Origin of the sequence: Apilactobacillus kunkeei, assembly GCF_001421115.1 — a bacterium.
GTDB lineage: Bacteria > Bacillota > Bacilli > Lactobacillales > Lactobacillaceae > Apilactobacillus > Apilactobacillus kunkeei_F.
Map to the genome: position 1 here is coordinate 131619 of NZ_JXCW01000006.1, position 20921 is coordinate 152539.

The window sequence follows — 20921 nt, forward strand, 5'->3', positions numbered from 1 at the left end:
GTATAAATTACGTGGAGGCGCAATATGAAAAAATTATCAATTATTGGATTTGCTTTATTAGCAGTTGTAACACTTAGCGCATGTTCAAATTCCAAGACTAAGCAAAAAGCGGATCAATCAACTAAACCCACTAAGTATGTCAAACTAATAAACGAAAACAATCAAACCAAATTGGTCACTAAAAAAGGTAGCATTACTTTCTACAAGACCTACCGTGGTACTAGCTATGATAACAATGGTAAGAAACGTTTCGACATGGCTCTATACAGTTTCAAAGCCACTAACAATTCAGACAAGATGCTAACCGCTGGCCAAATCGTAAACAACACTAAACTACTAGCTTCTGCTAAGGTCGATGGTAAGGACAAGAAACTAGATCAACCACTTGCCTACTCATCTGCTTACACCAACAAAAATGCTAACGAACAAGCTAAATTGAATCGCTATGAACAAAGTTGGGAAAACGAACCAATTCGCCCACACCAAACAATCATTGTAACTAGTCCAGACGCCTTTCAATTAGTCGATAACGGTAACAACGAAGACTTATTGGTAGTTACCCAAGATAACTACACTAATAAATCCGTTATCAGTCAAAAACACAACAAACTATCACTATCACAAATTCACGCCAAGAAAGTTAATAAAGCTATCGACATCGTGAAGTAATAAAAAAACGTTGAGAAATTAATCTCAACGTTTTTTATTTTTGCGTATATATAATTAGAAGTTAACTGATGGTGCGTTTTGAGCGTTTGAATCAGCTGTAAAGTAGTTAACCTTCTTGTGACCAGTCATACCAGCAACGATTGAACCTGGGAACTTAACAATCTTGTCATTGTAAGCTCTAGCTGCTTGGTTGTATCTGTTTCTTTCAACACTGATACGGTTTTCACTACCTTCAAGTTGAACCATCAATGTTTGCATGTTTGAGTTAGATGCAAGGTTTGGATATGCTTCCTTGATTGATCCCACCAAGATGTTCAATGAACGTTCTTGAGTGTTTAAGGCGTTCACCTTATCTGAAGTTGAATTAGCGTTATTGTATTGGTTCTTAGCGTTGTAGTATTGAGTACGTGCTTTTGTGATGTCACTGTACACTGATTTTTCTTGTTTTTGTTGACCCTTAACAGCGTTAACCAAGTTAGGGATTAAATCAGCACGACGTTGTAGTACAGTTTGGACTTGTCCTAATTGTTCTTCAACGCCTTGTTCGCTGGTAGCCATGCTGTTAGCAGACTTGATGAATCCACCAATTAAAGCGAATAGTAAAACGACAACAACTGCTAGTGATATGAACCAGCATTTTTTGTAAAATGGTTTATTTTCAATCATAATTTATCTCCTTAATTTAAATTGAGGAACCTCCGCCCCCAAAGTTTCCGCCGCCTCCAGACGAGCTAAATCCACCTGATGAACCACCACCAAATGAACCTCCTCTACCGGAGCCGCCTAAGCCACCGAGCAACGCTCCTAATAAGAAGGCATCTCCGGAATCATAGTGACCGCCTCCACCACCATTTCGGTGGTTATCGTCGTCATCACCATTACTTTTTAAAATCCAAATAGCTGTACCAACGATAACGATAATAACGATCATCAATAAAATACCAGCCAATGAATTATTATTATTTTTTTCAGCCTCTGCCTTGGCATCGCTTAGGGACTTATTGGCGTAGCGTTTATCTAAAATCGATGCGACTTGGTTAAAGGTATTTTGCAATCCTTGGTTAATTTCGTCGTTATTACTTGATTTCAATAACGACTTATTAGCCTGTAGGATTTGGTTGGTGGTAGCATCTGGTAGGATGTCTTCGACCCCGTATCCGGTGGAGATACGGACATTGTTCTTACCACCGTTTTGGGCAAATAGAATTAATACCCCATTGTCCAAGCCCTTCTTACCAAACTTCCATCTAGCATTGTCTAGCAAGCTATCGGTGTAACCGTCGATATCTTGATTCCCGGTACTTTTCACGGTCATCATGACGATCTGAGGTTGGGTTTTAGTTTTTTGATATTCTTTTTCTTTATTAATCACCAATTGTTTTGTCTTATCAGTCAATATATTGGCATAATCATCAACAACATACTCTTTGGTAGGTGTTGGATTGGTGCTTTCCGCGTGGGTTGTAATTGGCACAAACCACATTAAAACAACCAATGGCAAGACAATCGAAGCCAGCCATTTCAGTCTTTTCAATCTATCTCCTCGCTTCCCCTCTTGATTAGCTTCAATATTACATAAATCCATATTAATAGTAAAGTTTTTTATTTTTGCAAAAATGATTATAATATATATATAAATTCAAGTCAGGAGTTTTCAAATGGACGCTATTGAATTGGGAAAAGATAAAGCCCAACAATTAAATAAATTCATCGAATTAGCTACTCAATGTATCGATGACAATAAAAGAGACGACGCCATTTCTTTACTAAGCTCTGCTATTTCACAATACCCAGCAGGGGTTATGACTACTGAAGAAATCGAAGGAAAAATTCCAAGTCGTTCTGAAATTTTAACTAAACTAGGAATTATTTTTACAGAATCCGGCTCATCATTAGACCCTACCGGAGTACATCTATTTCAACAAGCAATCTTAAATGATTGTAAATACGTTGCCGCCAATTACTATCTAGGTAAAATCCTAATGAATAACGGCAACATTGCAGAAGCCAACGAACTAATGGAACGCGCTTTGCACAACAGTGTCGAAGGCGACCGTTTCTACGGTCCAGCTCAAAAGGCAATCGAAGAAATGACCGATATGACCGACAGTAAGGATCCAATCTTCGCTATCGACTACCTAATCGGCCAATCAATGTCCCATGCCCTCATCGATAGTCCCATTGGAACTTTTAAGAAGATGAGCTTCGATAAGATTGAAAACAAGTACGATGCCAATGTACAAATGTTTCCAACTGATGCCACTAGTAAAAAGTTAAATGGCATTCGTGAATTCAACTCTAACCATGGTTTTGAACAAACCAGTTTCGAAGAATTCCTACCCGCTCACCTACCATTGTTTGAAGAACACAATCAACTATCATTGATTCTAGGTGAAGGCTATACCCTAATTGATATGGGAGCAGAAATTTATGACGTTTGTGGTCTAAACATCGAACCTCAATTGACGTTTACCTTCTACAAACTAATTAATAATGAAACAAACTGCTACTCATACCTGTTATTAGCCGGTAAGAGCCCATTGGAATTAAAGGACAGACAACTAAGTTCAAACGGCAATTTTGAATACGACACCCGTATTTTTGACGTCTACAAGAACAAAATCTTCTTTGATTCAGACAATATGATTAAGTTCTCCCTTGCACTAGCTAAGGACTACTTTAACGATGATATTACATTGGATAATATCGAAAACAAGTCCATCAGCGGTGTTAATGATGAAACATTTAACCAATTACTAGAAATCCATGATGACTTCAATATCAACGATTCACGTGTCCGAATCATAATCGATACAGATATCAAAGTATAATAAAAAAGCTACCAATTATTGGTAGCTTTTTTATGTGATTATTAAGCGTCAGCTTCCACTTTTTCAGCGTAAGCTTGTTCTTCCTTCATTAAACGTTTCTTTTCGCGTTCGTTAAACCATGGTGAAACAGTGAACGCTAAGATATCGTTGGCAACGTAAATTGCTGAGTTAACAAACATAGCAAGAGTTGCTGATCCTTCTCTGAAAGTGATGAACCATAGAACGACTTGGGCTAGACCTGAAGCTAACCACCAGAAGTATTGGTTGTTGTAACGTAGGAAACAGATGATTCCGGCAGTTAAACAAACGGCAAAACTAAAGGCATCATAGAATGGACGTGGTTCGTTAGTAAGTGCTTTGATTGCGAAACCAGAAATTAGGTAAACGGCTAGAGTGAAGATAATTGAAATTGCCCAACTCTTAGCAGTGAACTTTCTAATCTTTGAAACCATGTTAACGTTCCAGTCTGTACTCAATAGCACTGGAATGTCTAGTGTAATAACGTATGCTAATTGTTCACCGATACTTAAGTAGTTCTTTGCTGAGAAACCAACAATGATGAAACAAATTGCTGATAGAATTCCCAACACCCCGTTAACTGACTTAGCAGCGTTAATTGCAAGAACACATAGCACCCCTAAAGTAGTACCGATGAAAGTTAAAATTGAAAGCCATGTAATTGGTGCATTTACCAATGTCATAACTTGAGCACCTAAACTAAAGAAGAATAAGTAGTAATTTTGTTGTGGCCAACCCTTTAGTTGGTGGGCCAAAAATTTAAAATAAGCTGACACAATGAAAAACCCCTATCTCTATATTTGGAACCTAAAATATGTATGCATACAATATATAGTGTTCGTTCTTTAAAATAACACTATATATACTACCATGCTCAATATTTTTTGCAAGGGTCATAGAAGTCGTGATAAGGGTCTAATTACCGAAATTACGGTAATAATTAAATATTAAATTTTTTTATTTTTATTTTCGAAACCATTTGTGGTTATTTAGCATCAATTACAACTGAACCAGCTAGAATACTGATCAACATAAACACAATAATTCCGACCGCGGAATCGTCAAACAGTTTTACTGACAAAATCACTGAAATCAACAACACCAAAAAGAAAACAATTGATTCTAACAACTGGTTACTTGATTGCTTTTGAACGTGAAAAAGAAAATAAATCACCCTGTTGGTCCTGTTAAACATGACTATCAGGAAGTATACCAATAACAATAACAATCCAGTGAGCAACCAGTTGAATTTCAGCAATTCTGATACCAAAACTACAATGGATAGTGGCACCCATAAGACAAGTAGTTCTGCGATAAAAAATCTTAAGTCAATATGCATGATATATTGCCACTCCTACATTATATGTATATTCTATTGTATCATTCGGGTAATGTTTTCGGTAGTAAGAGCTGAGGAAAATGGCTATAATTATCGTATATTCTAATAAAAGGACTTGGTATGATGGAATTTCGAATTGAACACGATTCATTAGGTGAGGTTAAAGTCCCTAAAGACGCTTTATTTGGCCCCCAAACGCAACGTAGTCTACTTAATTTTAACATTGGTCGCACCATGCCAATAGAAGTCATCGATGCTCTTTTGAAGATTAAAAAAGCCGTCGCTTTTGTTAACCACAATAATCAGACACTAGATGATGAAAAGTATATCGCCATCAACGAAGCAATCGACAAGCTCATCGATGGTGACTATAAGGATGCCTTCCCTCTTCACGTTTATCAAACCGGGAGTGGAACTCAGACCAACATGAACGTCAACGAAGTAGTCGCAAATCTTGCCAACCAACTACATCCGAACGCCCACGTTCATCCAAACGATCACGTCAATCAATCACAAAGCTCAAATGACACTTTCCCTACTGCCATGATGATGGCAGCATATCAAGCCACCAACAGTGTCATTAAGACCGTCGAAAACTTAATCGCATCGTTTGATAAGAAGCAAAACGAGTTTGCATCAATCATCAAGATTGGTCGTACCCACCTACAAGATGCTACCCCTATCACTGTCGGACAAGAAATCAGTGGATGGAAATCAACTTTAGAACACGACGTTGTGACGCTAAACGCCATCAAACAATTACTACTAGAATTACCAATTGGTGGAACCGCCGTCGGAACTGGTCTTAACACCAAGAATGGTTTTGACCAAGAAGTCGTCGATACTATCAACCATAACGAAAACACCAACTACAAGGTGGCGGAAAACAAATTCCACGGTCTAGCAGACCATTCCGAAATCACCTCAGTTCACGGTATTTTTAAGACCTTGGCATCAGATTTAATCAAGATTGGAAACGACATCCGTTTTCTATCTTCCGGTCCTCGTGCTGGATACAACGAACTATCAATCCCAAGCAACGAACCGGGATCATCAATCATGCCCGGTAAGGTCAACCCCACTCAAATCGAAGCATTGACGATGGTCTCAGCGAAGGTCTTTGGAAACGACGCCACCATCACCTTCGCTAATAGTCAAGGGAACTTCGAAATGAACGTCTACAAACCAATCATTATCGATAGTTTCTTGGAAAGTACCGAATTGTTGAACGAATCAATCAAATCATTCACCGAAAAATTAGTCGATGGTCTAACTGTCAACGTCAATCGTATCAACGAACTATTGAACAATTCATTGATGCTAGTGACAGCCTTAAGCCCTCACATCGGTTACGAAAAGAGTGCCAAAATCGCTCAATGGGCTGAACAAAATAACACGACACTAAAGAAATCCGCTCAACACTTTGATATTGATGAATCCGATTTCGACAAGTGGGTCAACGTTTCAAACATGACTCATCCCAACAAATAATTTTATGTACACAAAAAGCAATACCTGATTTAGGCATTGCTTTTTTAGTGATAATAATAATAACCAACAATCGATATTGTCACGGCATTTAATACCATGTGCATCAAAATTGCGGCTCTTACGTTTCTAGTCTGGTTATATAACCATGCCATCCAAAAACCATATTGGGCAAAGAAGATAAACGAGAATAGATTATGATATCTCATATGGAATAAACCATAGAATAATGCGGAAACAATCTCGCCTAACCATCGCCACCTGTCGGAGAACGCCACGTCTAGGATGTAGGCTCTAAATACCAGTTCTTCTAGAATTGGCGACAAGAAGACGAACCCAAGAACCAATAAAATCATCGACCATGTATTGTTATACAGGTCTTTTGAGAAGTGAATTGCTTCAATCTGAAAACGGTTTTGGAAGAAAATATCGAACATGAAAATATAAGCTTGGGCAATTAAAAATGCCATCACAGTTGCGAAAGCTGTTAGTTGATAGTCCTTTAGACTTAGCATCTTAAATATATTCCCGTTACCATATCGTCTGTACGCGTAAACCGCAAAGTTTAGCATAATGATGTAGGCACCAAAGAATTCAATAGTCAACGCCACATTATTAACGTTGACCTGATTAGATTTAATATATTGAACGGGAATAAACTGAATTGAACTAGCAACCATGCAGATTAGGCAAAAACCAATGAAACCACGTTTTAAGAGGTGGTCCGATCTCCAAGTGTCACTGTTACGCACCGTTCACCCTTCTTTCTAGATGTTATCAATGAAAAACATTTTTAAACTCTTAATTTTTATACTCTTATATAATACTCAAGAGGTATTTTACCATTGAACGGTGCTATAAATTCTTAAGTTTTGGTAAAACTTTGTTATTAGACGCCTTGTAATTAACGATTATTAAGGCAATAACTAGATATATCAAGACGTATACAACCAGTCCAATCCATTCACTGTTTTGAACGGGTGTATAATTATTTTTTGGTAAACCACCAATGATTCCGAAAAGAAAATCGGAAATAAAATGAAGTGCCATTGGGACAATAATGGTTCCACTCTTGATATATAAAGCTCCTAGAATCATTCCAAATGCTACCGCATTAATTACTTGATATGTGGTACCACTAAACGATTGCATTGAAAGATTAACATAGTGTATTCCCCCAAACAACAAAGATGAAATGGTTAAACAAAGCATCACTCTCCATCGACTATCTGATTTATTTGTCATTAGTTTTAAGAGAAATCCTAAGATAATTCCCCTAAACATCAACTCTTCAGATAAACTAGCTAGTAATCCAACATCCAAAGCTGACCAGAAATTTTGACTGGGTATACAAAAAGCTACGATAATCAAACAGACTATTAAGAAAGATAACCACCCTCGTTTTCTCTCGCCGGGTTTAAAGAATACTTTTTGTTGGATAATCCAATAGTTCAACAAGCAGATTACAATAATTGATACAATTTTGTACACATTAATATAAAGTAAAAAATGATCAGTAGGATTAAAAAACAATCTATAAATACGTTGCAACACATAATCATCAATAACCACTTCAAAAATAATAAACATTGGAATTAAGATCCATTTCCATTTTTCTTCAATTTTTTGATTTAACATTTAACCACTTCCGTTTATTTTATAGAATAATAGAACTTTCAAATTGTATCATAATAATTTACTTCTAAATTAAAAAAACCGCTAAAAGCGGCTTTTTTAAATCATTCTTAATATTCTTAACTCTTTATTTACGTTTAATCGTTCAATCTCATAAAACACCCTAAAATTTATTAATCTTTGATAAAAGCTTGTTATCAGATGGGTTGTGATTAATGATTGAGACAGCTACGATTGAATATATCAAGACATACATAGATAGGCCCCACCATTGATTGGTTTGAACATTTGTATAATTGGTTGCTGACATCCCCTTAATCAATGTCACCAAGAAGTCATAGATAAAATGAAGTGCCATTGGAACGATGATAGTCCCACTCTTAATGTATACGGCACCCAATAACATCCCTAATGCGGCCGCATTAACTACTTGAAGTGAGGTAAAGCCAAATGATTGGCTAGTAAGGTTAATGTAGTGGAAACCTCCAAAAATTAACGCAGAGACAACCAAACTAGTGATAACTCGCCATTGATCAGTAGATTTTCTGGTCATTAGTTTTAATACAAACGCTAAAATGATTCCTCTAAACATTAATTCTTCGGGCAATGCAGCAATTGTGCCGACGTCTAAAGCAATCCAGAAGTTCTTGCGTGTAAAACATGTAAGAACGATGGTAAAGCAGATTACTAGAAATACTAACCAACCTACCTTGGTCTCGCTGGGTTTGAAGAATATCTTTTGTTTGATAATCCAGTAGTTCAATAAACAAATCACCAAAATTGAGACAATCTTGTAGATGTTTAAATAAGTATAGAAGTGTTGAACTGGGTTAAAGGCAAATAGATGAAACACAAATTTATAAACGTATGGCATCACATAATCATCGATTAACAATTCTGCAATCAAGATGATTGGAATTAAAATCCATTTCCAATTATCTTTAATATTTTGGTTTAACATTTAATCACATCCGTTAAATTAATTATAGGTTCATTCTATCATACTAAGTTAAAACAAAATAAAAGCAGCCATTATCGGCTGCTTTTTTTAAATTCTTCTTAATAAATATTTCTTAACAATTGCGGCAATCAATAAAACAATTCCGATAATCGCAAACAAGTATGAAAGTAATTCTTTCTTGGTTCTATGAACGATGATTTGGACGTGATGACGGCCAGCTGCAAGATGAGAAATCGTTAGTAATGAATGCTTGTTGGCAGTTGTCTTAACGGTCTTTCCATCGACACGTACTTCGTAAGCAATGCCCTTGTAGTGTAAGAATGGCAAGGCCATTTTCTTAACTGCCACTGGTGCTTTAAACGAGTACTTACCGTCACCTAATAGCTTCACTTTTAGCTGTTGGTTACCGTTATATGTCGCAATGTGATTATTAGTATTATCAAAAGAACTAACGGCCGCACTTGGGAAGTAATCAACAAATCCATAATTGCTGAAAAGCATATCTTTGAAATCATGGTTATTATCCAAACGATAATTTCTACCGTCAGCTACGAATTTGTGACTCAACTCAACATAACCTTTTGTTTCATTAACTACTGTTTGTTGTGCATTCAATTGAAGTAACAAAATTATCAACGTTGAAACAACAATGGCAATCCATGTAAATGATGCTGTTTTAAACAACTTCACGACAATTTCGGCAAAAATATAGCAGAAGATTAGTTGTGGAATGATATTTAAACGCCATGTGAATTGAAGCGAGTCGTTAATGCCTGTCTTGGCCACTAAATCCCATGGGAACAGCTTGCTGCATAGAACCAAGAAGCCAATACCAACAAACAATAACTGCTTGGAATATTTATCCAGACGGGTAAAGAAGAGAATCCCAAATACCAGTCCTAATAGATTGATCACACTGAAGTATGGATTCACACTATTATGAATAATTGAGAAATACCAAGTATTAAGGCTAGCTCCAGAAAGTTTCCAATACGATGGCGGCAAAGTAATCGAGTTATTTCCGACAATAATAACAAACGGAATCCAGTATAGTGCCGTTAACAAGACGGTTACTCCCACCGCTTTACTTAGTGCAATTATCTTATCTTTTTTTAGTATCTTTACAATGTTAATCAACGCCATCACGATTAAGAATAAGATGGTAATCGCGGTATTCACCACGTGACACATGATAATGGCACTCATTCCAAGAGTTAATTCAATCCAGTCGTTTTTCTCTAGTAAATTTAGAAAACCAAATAAAACTAGTGGTAAATAAATAATGGATGATGAACGGCCAATGTCATAACTAAGCACCGCGTGGAATAAGATTGTCGTAGCCAATGTGTATCCAGAGGCGAAGACGAAGCTAATCTTACGGCTGCGGTTATAACTGTAACTGGCGAAGTATGCCACAATCAATGCAAAGAAGTTTCTTAGCATCAAGACGGTATAAACCAATGGTATAAATGATTTGATTACTAATGACAGTAAAGCAATTGGTAGCATCCCTAACTGTGGATACAAAGCCATCACAGCAGAACCAGTTTGGTTATACCCGTTTAATGCTACAAGCGGAAATGGACTCTTGTTCACTAATGATTCACGTAAGTCCCAAATACGTTCCCAATGAAAAATCAAGTCAGATCCAACCATAATAGACTTGCTGTGCCACATGATTGCGACACTCACAAAAGACATGACCATAAACATCAAGATAAAAATCGCATGATTACGACAAAAAGCATGCAGTTTACTTTTAAGATTCATTATCGTTCAATTCCTCTAATCGTTTTTTAATATCGATAATTATACCATTATTGCAATCATCTAAGAGATTAAAAGAATATAAAAGGTCATCCAATATAAGATGACCTTTTATTAATTATTTAACGTAAGTTTCAGAAAAGTCCCAGATTGGACCATTTCCGTAGAAACGCACATTGTGAATATCACTCTTAATTAGTTCAGCTTGTGCTGGTTGGAATAGTGGAATTAGACCTTGGTCATTTAATAATACCTTTTGGGCGTCGACTAAATCATTCCAGCGTTTTGCTGGGTTCAAGGCGTCGTCGTCATTTGACTTATCAATCAACTTGTCGTATTCAGCATTGCTCCACTTAGCTGTGTTCATTGCATTAGTTGAGTATCTAATGTTTAGAGGTGAGATTGGATCACTGATTGATGGACTCCAACCTGTCACTGCAACTTGGTATTGACCACTTAAGAAACGAGCAGTCGCAACTGTGTTTGGAAGTAATGTTAGGTTAACCTTTAGACCAGGTAACTTGGAGAATTGGTTTTGAATGAATTCAACAATTGGCTTAGCATCTTCACCGTTGTTACTGTTGATTGAGATGGTTAAGTTCTTCTTACCGATTTCACTTAGGCCCTTCTTCCATAGCTTCTTAGCTTGTTCAACGTTACCGTTGACTGCATCGGAAACGCTAGCGTAGTCGTTAAAGTCCTTACCATTACGTGACGCCAAAGTATCCGGAACAATTCCACGTGCTTGAGTTGAACCGTTACCTAAAACATCATTTAGTAGTTCTTTTCTATTGATGATTAACGATAGCGCCTTTCTGATGTTAACGTTTCTAAACGCTGGCTCGTTCTTGTTACTTAGTGATAGGTATCTGACACTGTAAATCTTTCTCAAATGGAAGTCCTTTGAGTTCTTGTAGCTGCTGTATTGTTGCTTACCAACTAAAGTAGTTTGATCTAACTTACCGCTTTGGTATTCGTTTAGAGCAGTTTGTGGGTCCTTAATTACTGTGTACTTGATGCTGTCTAGTTTTGTCTTGTCAGCATTGTAGTATTCCTTGTTCTTAGTTAAAGTCCATGAATCATTAGTACCGGTCCAGTTAGTAATCTTAAATGCACCATTGTATAGCATTTTGCTACTTGTAGTACCATAGCTCTTACCGTATTTCTTAACAACGCTTTCTGATTGTGGGTAGAACACTGGTAATACTAACAGGTTCAAGAAGTATGGTTGTGGTTTGATTAACTTAATTTGTAGTGTGTACTTGCCAGTTGCCTTTACCCCCAACTTGTCTGGTGATAGTTGTGACTTAGAGATGGCTGTGTAATTTTCAATATCTGCCATGTAGTAAGCTTCTTGTGAGGCGGTCTTTGGATCAGCACTACGTTTGATTCCGTATTCGAAATCCTTAGCAGTTAATTCTTGGCCGTTACTCCACTTGGTGTGTTTCAATTCGAATGTGTATGTCTTACCATCCTTTGAAACGTGGTAGCTCTTGGCAGTTGCTAGACGCACCTTGTTACTACCATCTGGAGATACTAAACCAGAAAAAGCATTATAAACAGCTTGTTGAGTGTTAGTATCAACAGCCTTTGATGGATCAAGTGAGGAAATTGATGCGTTGGTTGTCCAATTTAAATGTTTCTTGTTGCTTGATTGACTCTTACCACAAGCAGTTAATACCAAACCTAATAACGCTGTAGTTAAAACAATTGATAATATCCGTGACTTCTTCATATCCATACTCCTTTGTTCAATAAGTACTTCTTTACATAGATGGCCATCTAAAAAAGAAAAAGGGTGTCATGATTCTACGCTAAAAAGCCGAACCATGACACCCTGTTATGATCTAATTAAAAAACGTTTTCTTGATTAGAAAATAAGAATAGAGTTCATGCTTCGATATTGACAACAACACATTTGTTCTTTGTTAAACATTTTCATCATGAACCCCTCCTTGTAATTTATAAGCATAATACATCCGAATGAATTTTTTGGCAACCCTAATGTCTCTGCTTTTTTTACCAAAAAAGCCGAACTTCATTCACTAAAGTATAACAAAATCCCATGACAGCAGTCTTTGGGACCAAATAAAAAACCACCAAAAGGTTTGGTGGTTTTTATGATTTATTTAATGTAAGCGTGGGAGAAATCCCAAACCGGACCGTTTCCTAGGTACTTAACACCATGAATGTTTGTCTTCATTAGTTCAGGTTGTGCCTTTTGAATCAACGGAATAATTCCTTGATCGTTTAGGATTACCTTTTGCGCATTAACTAGGTCAAAGAAACGCTTGTTTTGGTTGTTGGCATCTTCGTTGTTGGAACGGTCAATGTACATGTCATACATTGAGTTACCCCACTTAGAAGTGTTAATTGGACTAGTTGATACCTTAGTTTGTAGTGGTGAGATTGGGTCACTAATTGATGGGTCCCAACCTGAAACTGATAGTTCGTAATCAGATTTTAGTGAACGACCAGAAGCAACGTTGTTAGGTAAGATTTGTGCAGTTACCTTTAGTCCTGGAAGCTTGTCTAATTCAGTTTGTAAGAATTCAGTCACGGCACGGCTAGTTTGGTCGTTGTTGTTCATGATTGAAATTGATACTGACTTCTTGCCAATTTCCTTTAATCCCTTGGCCCATAATTGCTTAGCCTTAGTTATGTCACCAGTAGTGGCATCCTTAACAGTAGCGTAGTCGTTGAAGTCCTTACCGTTCATGTAGGCTAAAGTATCTGGAACCAATCCTCTAGCTGCGAATGAACCGTCTCCTAGGACGTTTTGAGTTAATTCTTCGCGATTAATCGCTAATGATAATGCCTTTCTTAGGTTCTTGTTCTTTAGTGCCGGAACCTTCTTTTGATTGATTGAAAGGTATTGAACCATAAATTGCTTGTGGTTCACAAAGTCCTTGTTGTTTTTGTAAGTGTTAACTTGTTGTTTACCAGCTAATAGTGTTTGATCCAACTTACCTGATTGATATTCATCCAATGCGGTTTGTGGGTCCTTAATCACTGTGTAGTTGATAGCCTTTAATTTCACACTTTGATTGTCGTAGTATTCGTTATTCTTGGATAATGTCCAAGCGTCATTACTACCCTTCCAGTTGGTAACGGCAAATGGTCCATCGTATACCATCTTGTCGGATGTTGTTCCGTAAGCCGTTCCGTACTTTTCTACGAATGATTTTTGTTGTGGGTAAAAGACAGGTAATGCTAAAACATTTAGGAAATCTGCTTGGGGTTTGGTCAATGTAATTTGCAACTTATTGTCGCCCATTGCCTTAACGCCCAACTTATCAGCTGACATTGAACCGGTCTTAACCTTATCGTAGTTCATAATGTTGGCCATGTAATATGCCATTTGTGAAGCGGTCTTAGGGTCGGCACTACGTTTGATTCCGTATTCGAAATCACCAGCAGTAACCTTCTTACCATTGCTCCACTTTGTGTTTCTTAAGGTGAAAGTGTAAGTCTTTCCACCGTTAGTAATCTTGTAGTTCTTAGCGATTGCTAGGTCGATTTTATTTCCCTTATCAGGAGTTACCAAACCACGCATTGCGTTATATAGCACTTGATCACTAGTAACATCGACGGCCTTAGAAGGATCTAGGGTGGTCAATGTTGTATTACTCATCCAATTCAATGAATCTGTTCTAGACGTTTTATCTGATGATTTACCACAAGCGGCAAGCACCATTGTTGCGGCAAACGCCACTACACCTAGTTTAGCAATTGACTTGAAATTCATAAAACTTCATCCCCCTGTTTGAAAATTATTCCATCATAATTTTTCACAATATGTAATCAAAAATAGCACATCTAAAAAACCAATGCAATTGAAAATATCGTACGCTAATTATTATCAGTGGCAATTATTAAATAAAATGATAGAATAGCTATATTATCACTATAATTAAAAAGGGACTGATTCATATGCGTATTGGAGTTACATCAGACATCATCTTTAGCCAAGATGAACCCTTCCGTCAAAGAGAAGGTCATTTTGCCCAAAGGACTTTGATGAACTGTTTACTAGACAACAACATCACTCCAGTTATTTTTCCAGTTGGAAAGCCAAGCATGGCTGCTGAATTATTAGAAACTGTCGACGGAGTTATCTTCACCGGTGGTCCAGATGTATTACCTAAGTATTATGGCGAAGAACCAATTGCCCAAATTGGTCGTACATTTGAAACCAGAGATGAATTCGAATTAGTGTTAGTTAAACAAGCAATTAGAATGCACAAACCAATCCTAGCAATTTGCCGTGGATTACAAATCGTAAACGTTGCAATGGGCGGAACTTTATACCAAGACATTGGTGCTCAATTCACCCCACAAAACGGATTACCACAATTGCAACACGAACAAAAAGCAATCGGATACTCACCAGTACACCACATTAGTATTGATGAAGATTCATTGCTAGCCAAGACATTTGGTACGCGTGCGTTCGTTAACTCATTCCACCACGAAGCCGCTAAGGATGTAGCCGAAGGACTTCACGTCGTAGCCCGTGCCGACGATGGTATGATTGAAGGACTAGAAAATGACGACAAGTCAATTCAATGTGTACAATGGCACCCAGAAAACATGTGGGATCAATACGATGAAGAAAACCAACTATTCGTTGACTTCTTCAACCGTGTTCACCACTTCTAGACAAAATAAAAAAGTCGACCTAAGCAGGTCGGCTTTTTTTATTTGTTGGTAACTTTGATCGCACGTAGGAAGAAGAAACGTTCGAATCTTCTGTGCATGTATTCAACTTTTAGTCCTCTGTTTTCGAACTCGTTAGCATATTTCTTTGTCATACGAGGAGTGTTTACCATAAAGATAGTTCCCTTATCAGCAATTACTCGGGCGATTTCAAAAGCAATATCAGTGTAAACTGACTTCTTAGGAGTACTCAATTGGTTACCATTTGCAGAGATAGCAGTGATAACGTCGAATTCCTTGTCATCGAATGGTAGGTTTTCGATATCTGCAGTGGTAATTTCAATACGGTCTTTAACGTTTTCTAAGTATGCATTTTTTTCAAGGCGTTTAATGGTGTATTGATACTTATCTTCGACACCATAAACTTTGTTTAGCTTAGTATCACGGGCTAGCTTGATTAAAGCGTAACCAGTTCCTGTACCTAAATCTAATCCCTTATCCTTACCTTCGAACTTGTTTTCATCAACGAATTGACGAACAAAGTTCTTCTTAAAGGTAACACTTCTAAATAGTGCCCAAATCGCAATTAAAATTAGGATTAAAACGTACATGTAAAATCTTTTTTTGTGGTCTAAAGCAATTGATCCTAAAAGACATAATGCACCAATAATTGCAGTAGCAATAATGTATGGTTCATCAGTCTTATATCTGTACCAATGTTTTACCCAACCGGTAAATTTTTTCATTATTATGTATCCTTTCTAAAAAACACTCTGAATATATAATAACAAATATAATCCAAATTACTTAAAAAATAAATTGATTTTTCAAATTAAATCGTAGAATTAAGAATTCTTTAGAGCATTTAAACTAATATTGAGCATTTCAGTAAAGCTGGATTCCGACCTCACTTCAGGACTCTTAAACCAACCGGTTCCGACGTTTAAAATGTCACCGACCACCAAGCTTCTGATTAGTCGACTGGCCTTTAGTAACTTATCTGATTCAATGTAACTTTCAAGCATGCGATCAATCAATATTTTCAACTCTTTAAAGGCATCTGTAACAATCTTATATTGATTAGTACGGTGATGTGAAATCACAAATTGAGCCAAGTTGATGTGTCTTACTCCCATCTTTCTAAACGTTAGTGCTAGTGCGATGACGCCATCATGACCACTCTTGCCAAACGTCTTTTCTTGGGCAATTGTAGAAGCTGATGAAATGACGGTCCCAACAATCGCGTACTCTAATTCCTTTTGGTTCTTAAAATAGTTATATAACGATTGAGAAGTAATCTTCATCTTCCTAGAAATGGTGGAAAACGTGATTTTATCTCCTCTTTCAATCATGATGATTGCGGTCTTGATAATGTCTTTTTTTGAAATCGTTGCTGTTCTCACATCGATGCCCCCAAGCATATAAATTGATAATTACATATTGAATGCTATAATTACATATTGTAATTAATGAATGATAAAAAAGCAAATAACGTAAATTAGAGAGGATTATTATTATGTCTAGCATTATCTTTTTAGTCGTCTTCGGGGTCGTTGTTGGAATGCTAACTATCCTATTAGGTGGTGGTGGCGGTGCCATCTATCTAGGAATTCTAACTGGTGTCATCGGTCTAAACGCAGCCAACGCAGCATCTACATCCTTGGTAACTAGTTTGCCACCATTAATCATCGGAGCAATTAGTTACTACAGACAAGGAAAAATTGATGTCAAAATCGGAAACCAAATGCTAATTGCCGCACTACCATCAGTAGTCGTTGGTTCCATCTTATCTCACTTCATCCCTGATTCTTTCTATAAATGGATTATCGGTTTAATCATGATTATCCTAGGTGTTAACATGCTAAAAAAGGCCAAAACGGTTTCTGAAGCAGCCATCGATAATAACGGAAATGACCGAATAAAAGCATCACTATACGGATGTTTAGCCGGTCTAATGGTCGGAGTTGCCGGAATGAGTGGTGGCGCGGTTATCACCGCCGGACTATTCATCCTAGGGCTTGAAACCTTCAACGCAACTGCCACATCAACATACGTATTGGCATTCATGTCCACCGTTGGTATGTTATTCCATTTAGCAGGTGGATCAATCGACTGGCATGCCGGTTTGCCACTAACCGCCGGAGCAATCGTCGGTGCAATTGTCGCCCCAATGCTAGCAAGTGGTCTTGCCAAGAGATCAATCAGTAAGTACCTAAAACCATTTATCGGAATCATGTTAGTCCTACTTGGCATTAAATCTTTACTATAAAATAAAAAGACCTGACGTTTGTCAGGTCTTTTTTGATTGTTACTTAATTGCTTTTAGTTCTTGTTGAGTTAACCACTTGTGGTTCTTCATAACCATCTTAGTCTTAGTATCCTTGAAAGTTACTACGTAAGCAGGTCCTTTATGAACCTTAACAATCTTACCCTTCGCACCCTTCATATCGTACATGTGATCAGCTAAAACAGTAACCTTCTTACCAGCTTTTAGGGCACCCTTTGCTTTTAGTTCGCTAGATACTACCCACTTGTGATTCTTAACCATCTTGCCACCGTTTGTTGGCATAAAGTCAATTTCATATAGGTCGGTCTTGTATACACCGGCAACAGTTGCCTTAGCGTTGTACATACCTTCCATGTGCTTAGCCTTTAGTGTTACCTTTTGGCCAACATGGAATTTAGCATGAGTAGCTTTCTTCAAGCCTTTTGGTAGTTTAGAGTTCATGTTCATTTCTAAACCATCCATCATCATGCCACTCATCATTGAGTGTTTCATGTTCATCTTATTTGAAGATTTTTTAGTCATCTTCATAGTTGATTTCTTGACAGTAGTCTTCTTTGCCGACTTCTTAGCCATCTTCATTGATGATTTCTTGGTAGATTTCTTGGTAGACTTCTTAGTAGTCTTCTTTTCCATCTTCATTGATGACATGTCGTGCATGTGACCCATTGAGTCAGCACTTACAGCCACTCCTGATAGTAGTGAAAGTGATAAAGCAGCAACTGAAAGTGAAGTCATAATGTTTCTTTTCTTCATTATTTGGCACCCCTTATAAAATATGTTTTACATTAAATAATCTTGCTTGATAAGAATATATCAAATCGACTTGTCTTTGTCTACAAATGTAACCCGAAATAATTAAAAAGATTACAATCTTCTGAAAATGTAGAAAAACATCTAATTATAAGTTAAGATAGTCATAATATTTATTTTGAAAGAAGGATTCATACATGAAGTTTCAAAAATGCATCATGACCGCTTTAGCCGGTGCTGTCCTAATCGCCACACCAGCTGTTGCTGCCAACGCTAGCTCACTACCAAGCAAATCTTCCAGATACTGGAACCAAGCACGTGTCGTTACCACTACTAAGAAAATTGTGGCAACTGAACACAAGGTAGTTAAGAAGAATATCTCTAAGAAAGTTCTAAAAAAGGTTAATATCAAAAAAGGAGCCAAAATCTCTGTCACTCACGTGAAAGGAAACACTTGGAAGATTACCGGTGTTAAGACGCCTAAGAACACTGTTTTAACAACTAGACAATCCAAGACTACTTGGATGAAACGAGTTGCTAAAAAGACTACAGCTAAGAAAGCTACCAAGGGAACTGTTAACACTAACAAGAACGTTCCTCTATACGCGGTTACCAAGAAGACCACTGTTTACGGATACGCTGTTAAGAACAACACCATCCAATCCAAGAAAATTATCAAAAAGAGCACCATCGCTAAAAACCAAGTTATTCTAGTCAGAAAATTAAATAATGGCCAATGGATGCTCATTGGTGGAAGCGTTCCTGAAATCAAGAACGGTGTCTGGATTACTAAGACCACTAAATCAAACTGGATTAAGAGTATTCCAGTTTACACTACCAGCAAGAAGACTGTTCCTAGTAATGATTTAAGCACTAAGGAAGCTCAAAACGCTTACTATGCATTGAACGCACCAATCAGTACTGGTAAGACAGTTCTTAACTTCGGCGATCCTGTTAAGGCAATGAAGGTCGACGATTCAAACGACATTCTTGTAGTCGATGGTAAGAACTACAAGGTTACAGTAAACAACAACCAACATTACGCCATTGCATCAAACACATTGGTATTGAAACTAGCTAATGGAATTACTGGACTACAATCTATATATAATCCTGGTGACAGTCGTGTAATTCTTCCAAAGACTTATACGCCATCAAACGGTGATCAATGGTACCAATACAACCAAAAAGATGGTAGCTACAATGTTTATGTTTATGCTAGTTCATTAAACGGATGGTTATTCCGCCAAAAATTGACACAAAAACAAACTACTTCAAACACAACTAACACAAACCAATCAACTGGTACTACCAACACTAATACCACTACTACTAAGTAACAAAAAAGGACTGACAACATGTCAGTCCTTTTTATTTTTATTCAGCTTCTCCGATGGCACCGGCAATGTCATCATTTGAGAAATCGTGTTTCATAAAGTCATCATTTGAGGATGGTAGTTTTTGAACTAATTCATCAAGTTTTTGAACCTTAATATCACCAGAGACCATTTCAAAATCTAGTAAATGGCCCCCTACTGATTTATCGTCAGCTAAGAAGTGAAGGTGAAATCCACCAACAGCTGCACCATTGAAGAGTTGTGGCGAGAAGTATCCAATCACAGTTCCTTCAACGTCTTCAGCTTCGAATTCGTTTTGTTTGTGAGCACATTCAACAAGTGTTGGGTATGGTTTGTCTTGCTTATGAACTGATCTAGTCTTTACAGACTTGAAAGTTCCGTGCGCCCTAACTGAATAAAAAACGTTGTTCCAGTCTAGCTTAGAAGATACCTTTTCTTCTAAATCTTCCATCTTTACTAATGCGTGAACATTAGCTAGATGTTCAAAGCTAGCAAAATGAACGTCACTGAATGGGACCATAAAGTCATCGTCTAATTCGTTGACCTTACCGTCACCATCGATTTGATAAGCAACACCGTTTAAGATAACTAATTCACCATCTAAACCGTCACCAGTACCTATACCAGTGTCACCGTGTTTTAATAGTTCTTTTAGTGGTAGAGTTCCTTCGAATAATCCGGGAACTAACATTGCTAATGTACCGTATTGGTACAAGGTATTAGCATTATTCATTACTTTTCATCTCCTAATTAATTTATTCAAGTTTATCACAACCGCTTAAAAATGGATAAAAAAATAACCGATACCTACGACAGTATCGGTTATTGATGGAAAAATTAAAATCACCCAGTGCCTTGAATAATTTTAATTTACGATCAGCTTATTTATGGAATATCGATTCACGTAAGAACTGGTTTGCTCTTTGTTTACTAATTATATTCAGGGAAGAATTCATAATCGTTTTTCTGGAGTGAGCATACCATGAAAGTGCATAATAATATTTATATGAACACATGCAAACGTAATAAATGTTTTAACTTTATTTATCTACTTATGGACGAGAGAATTAATTTATAAACTCGGGGAAATTCATAAATTAACGGATTTTGTCTATCACCTACCAGCGCGACTTGATAAGAAACAGAACTAGAGATAGTT

Annotated in this window: 20 protein-coding genes; 6 read left to right on the plus strand and 14 right to left on the minus strand. The window is 37.2% G+C overall.

The features are described 5' to 3' along the window. The first annotated feature begins 24 nt into the window (after nucleotides 1–24). On the plus strand, nucleotides 25–669 hold the full coding sequence (locus RZ55_RS06025) for a hypothetical protein (protein ID WP_034532244.1): 645 nt from the start codon (nucleotides 25–27) through the stop codon (nucleotides 667–669). A 54-nt stretch (nucleotides 670–723) separates the two neighbouring features. Here the strand turns inward: RZ55_RS06025 and RZ55_RS06030 are convergent, their stop codons facing one another. Both RZ55_RS06030 and RZ55_RS06035 read right to left on the minus strand, forming a co-directional pair. Beyond that, nucleotides 724–1335 (minus strand): LemA family protein, encoded by a 612-nt coding sequence (locus RZ55_RS06030; RefSeq protein WP_057175985.1) that lies wholly within the window; start codon nucleotides 1333–1335, stop codon nucleotides 724–726. Between the two features lie 16 nt (nucleotides 1336–1351). Continuing rightward, complete coding sequence (locus RZ55_RS06035; protein ID WP_057175986.1) at nucleotides 1352–2203, minus strand: TPM domain-containing protein; 852 nt, start codon at nucleotides 2201–2203, stop codon at nucleotides 1352–1354. 124 nt (nucleotides 2204–2327) lie between these two features. On the opposite strand from RZ55_RS06035, the gene RZ55_RS06040 reads away from it, so the two are divergent. Next, nucleotides 2328–3500 (plus strand): tetratricopeptide repeat protein, encoded by a 1173-nt coding sequence (locus RZ55_RS06040; RefSeq protein WP_057175987.1) that lies wholly within the window; start codon nucleotides 2328–2330, stop codon nucleotides 3498–3500. A 41-nt stretch (nucleotides 3501–3541) separates the two neighbouring features. Here the strand turns inward: RZ55_RS06040 and pnuC are convergent, their stop codons facing one another. Together pnuC and RZ55_RS07270 are read right to left on the minus strand one after the other, a co-directional pair. Then, complete coding sequence (gene pnuC / locus RZ55_RS06045; protein ID WP_034532248.1) at nucleotides 3542–4294, minus strand: nicotinamide riboside transporter PnuC; 753 nt, start codon at nucleotides 4292–4294, stop codon at nucleotides 3542–3544. Between the two features lie 209 nt (nucleotides 4295–4503). Next, entirely contained in the window at nucleotides 4504–4647 is a 144-nt protein-coding gene (locus RZ55_RS07270) for a hypothetical protein (RefSeq protein ID WP_171823262.1), read from the minus strand. Nucleotides 4648–4977: 330 nt separating this feature from the next. Here RZ55_RS07270 and RZ55_RS06055 point away from each other — a divergent pair, with 330 nt between their 5' ends. Further along, the gene (locus RZ55_RS06055; RefSeq protein ID WP_057175988.1) at nucleotides 4978–6348 is read left to right on the plus strand and encodes a class II fumarate hydratase; all 1371 of its coding nucleotides are present in this window, start codon (nucleotides 4978–4980) and stop codon (nucleotides 6346–6348) included. 44 nt (nucleotides 6349–6392) lie between these two features. Here RZ55_RS06055 and RZ55_RS06060 read toward each other — a convergent pair whose 3' ends face one another. The 6 genes from RZ55_RS06060 to RZ55_RS06085 all read right to left on the minus strand — a co-directional run bounded on the left by RZ55_RS06060 (nucleotide 6393) and on the right by RZ55_RS06085 (nucleotide 14456). Further along, a complete protein-coding gene (locus RZ55_RS06060) occupies nucleotides 6393–7097 on the minus strand; it encodes a CPBP family intramembrane glutamic endopeptidase (RefSeq protein WP_057175989.1) in 705 nt (234 codons plus the stop codon). Nucleotides 7098–7200: 103 nt separating this feature from the next. Further along, nucleotides 7201–7983: a CPBP family intramembrane glutamic endopeptidase gene (locus tag RZ55_RS06065; RefSeq protein WP_057175990.1), complete on the minus strand. Its 783-nt coding sequence runs from the start codon at nucleotides 7981–7983 to the stop codon at nucleotides 7201–7203. Between the two features lie 160 nt (nucleotides 7984–8143). Then, complete coding sequence (locus tag RZ55_RS06070; RefSeq protein ID WP_057175991.1) at nucleotides 8144–8941, minus strand: CPBP family intramembrane glutamic endopeptidase; 798 nt, start codon at nucleotides 8939–8941, stop codon at nucleotides 8144–8146. A gap of 87 nt (nucleotides 8942–9028) precedes the next feature. After that, the gene (locus RZ55_RS06075) at nucleotides 9029–10711 is read right to left on the minus strand and encodes a hypothetical protein (protein WP_171823263.1); all 1683 of its coding nucleotides are present in this window, start codon (nucleotides 10709–10711) and stop codon (nucleotides 9029–9031) included. Nucleotides 10712–10826: 115 nt separating this feature from the next. After that, nucleotides 10827–12443, minus strand: coding sequence for a peptide ABC transporter substrate-binding protein (locus RZ55_RS06080; protein WP_057175993.1), 1617 nt, complete (start codon nucleotides 12441–12443; stop codon nucleotides 10827–10829). Nucleotides 12444–12833: 390 nt separating this feature from the next. Further along, nucleotides 12834–14456 (minus strand): peptide ABC transporter substrate-binding protein, encoded by a 1623-nt coding sequence (locus RZ55_RS06085; protein ID WP_057175994.1) that lies wholly within the window; start codon nucleotides 14454–14456, stop codon nucleotides 12834–12836. A 185-nt stretch (nucleotides 14457–14641) separates the two neighbouring features. Between RZ55_RS06085 and RZ55_RS06090 the strand changes: the two genes are divergently transcribed. Then, entirely contained in the window at nucleotides 14642–15370 is a 729-nt protein-coding gene (locus RZ55_RS06090) for a gamma-glutamyl-gamma-aminobutyrate hydrolase family protein (protein WP_057175995.1), read from the plus strand. 38 nt (nucleotides 15371–15408) lie between these two features. Here RZ55_RS06090 and RZ55_RS06095 read toward each other — a convergent pair whose 3' ends face one another. Both RZ55_RS06095 and RZ55_RS06100 read right to left on the minus strand, forming a co-directional pair. Beyond that, the gene (locus RZ55_RS06095; protein ID WP_034535306.1) at nucleotides 15409–16113 is read right to left on the minus strand and encodes a class I SAM-dependent methyltransferase; all 705 of its coding nucleotides are present in this window, start codon (nucleotides 16111–16113) and stop codon (nucleotides 15409–15411) included. Between the two features lie 99 nt (nucleotides 16114–16212). Further along, a complete protein-coding gene (locus RZ55_RS06100) occupies nucleotides 16213–16770 on the minus strand; it encodes a TetR/AcrR family transcriptional regulator (RefSeq protein WP_057175996.1) in 558 nt (185 codons plus the stop codon). A 113-nt stretch (nucleotides 16771–16883) separates the two neighbouring features. On the opposite strand from RZ55_RS06100, the gene RZ55_RS06105 reads away from it, so the two are divergent. Next, entirely contained in the window at nucleotides 16884–17636 is a 753-nt protein-coding gene (locus RZ55_RS06105; protein WP_057175997.1) for a sulfite exporter TauE/SafE family protein, read from the plus strand. A gap of 39 nt (nucleotides 17637–17675) precedes the next feature. On the opposite strand, the gene RZ55_RS07305 is transcribed toward RZ55_RS06105, so the two are convergent. Beyond that, nucleotides 17676–18407: a YdhK family protein gene (locus RZ55_RS07305; RefSeq protein ID WP_241772095.1), complete on the minus strand. Its 732-nt coding sequence runs from the start codon at nucleotides 18405–18407 to the stop codon at nucleotides 17676–17678. 194 nt (nucleotides 18408–18601) lie between these two features. On the opposite strand from RZ55_RS07305, the gene RZ55_RS06115 reads away from it, so the two are divergent. Next, nucleotides 18602–19744, plus strand: a complete 1143-nt coding sequence (locus RZ55_RS06115) for a hypothetical protein (RefSeq protein ID WP_057175998.1) — start codon at nucleotides 18602–18604, stop codon at nucleotides 19742–19744. A gap of 37 nt (nucleotides 19745–19781) precedes the next feature. Here the strand turns inward: RZ55_RS06115 and budA are convergent, their stop codons facing one another. Continuing rightward, on the minus strand, nucleotides 19782–20495 hold the full coding sequence (gene budA / locus RZ55_RS06120; RefSeq protein ID WP_057175999.1) for an acetolactate decarboxylase: 714 nt from the start codon (nucleotides 20493–20495) through the stop codon (nucleotides 19782–19784). Between the last annotated feature and the right edge of the window lie 426 nt (nucleotides 20496–20921).

What these genes read in the sequence shown, in the direction of transcription:
- RZ55_RS06025 (WP_034532244.1), top strand. Translation starts at nt 25, where the DNA reads ATGAAAAAATTATCAATTATTGGATTTGCTTTATTAGCAGTTGTAACA.
- RZ55_RS06065 (WP_057175990.1), bottom strand. Translation starts at nt 7,983, where the DNA reads ATGTTAAATCAAAAAATTGAAGAAAAATGGAAATGGATCTTAATTCCA.
- RZ55_RS06095 (WP_034535306.1), bottom strand. Translation starts at nt 16,113, where the DNA reads ATGAAAAAATTTACCGGTTGGGTAAAACATTGGTACAGATATAAGACT.
- RZ55_RS06115 (WP_057175998.1), top strand. Translation starts at nt 18,602, where the DNA reads ATGAAGTTTCAAAAATGCATCATGACCGCTTTAGCCGGTGCTGTCCTA.
- RZ55_RS06085 (WP_057175994.1), bottom strand. Translation starts at nt 14,456, where the DNA reads ATGAATTTCAAGTCAATTGCTAAACTAGGTGTAGTGGCGTTTGCCGCA.
- RZ55_RS06105 (WP_057175997.1), top strand. Translation starts at nt 16,884, where the DNA reads ATGTCTAGCATTATCTTTTTAGTCGTCTTCGGGGTCGTTGTTGGAATG.
- RZ55_RS06070 (WP_057175991.1), bottom strand. Translation starts at nt 8,941, where the DNA reads ATGTTAAACCAAAATATTAAAGATAATTGGAAATGGATTTTAATTCCA.
- RZ55_RS06040 (WP_057175987.1), top strand. Translation starts at nt 2,328, where the DNA reads ATGGACGCTATTGAATTGGGAAAAGATAAAGCCCAACAATTAAATAAA.
- budA (WP_057175999.1), bottom strand. Translation starts at nt 20,495, where the DNA reads ATGAATAATGCTAATACCTTGTACCAATACGGTACATTAGCAATGTTA.
- RZ55_RS06080 (WP_057175993.1), bottom strand. Translation starts at nt 12,443, where the DNA reads ATGAAGAAGTCACGGATATTATCAATTGTTTTAACTACAGCGTTATTA.
- RZ55_RS06075 (WP_171823263.1), bottom strand. Translation starts at nt 10,711, where the DNA reads ATGAATCTTAAAAGTAAACTGCATGCTTTTTGTCGTAATCATGCGATT.
- RZ55_RS07305 (WP_241772095.1), bottom strand. Translation starts at nt 18,407, where the DNA reads ATGAAGAAAAGAAACATTATGACTTCACTTTCAGTTGCTGCTTTATCA.
- RZ55_RS06055 (WP_057175988.1), top strand. Translation starts at nt 4,978, where the DNA reads ATGATGGAATTTCGAATTGAACACGATTCATTAGGTGAGGTTAAAGTC.
- RZ55_RS06090 (WP_057175995.1), top strand. Translation starts at nt 14,642, where the DNA reads ATGCGTATTGGAGTTACATCAGACATCATCTTTAGCCAAGATGAACCC.
- RZ55_RS06030 (WP_057175985.1), bottom strand. Translation starts at nt 1,335, where the DNA reads ATGATTGAAAATAAACCATTTTACAAAAAATGCTGGTTCATATCACTA.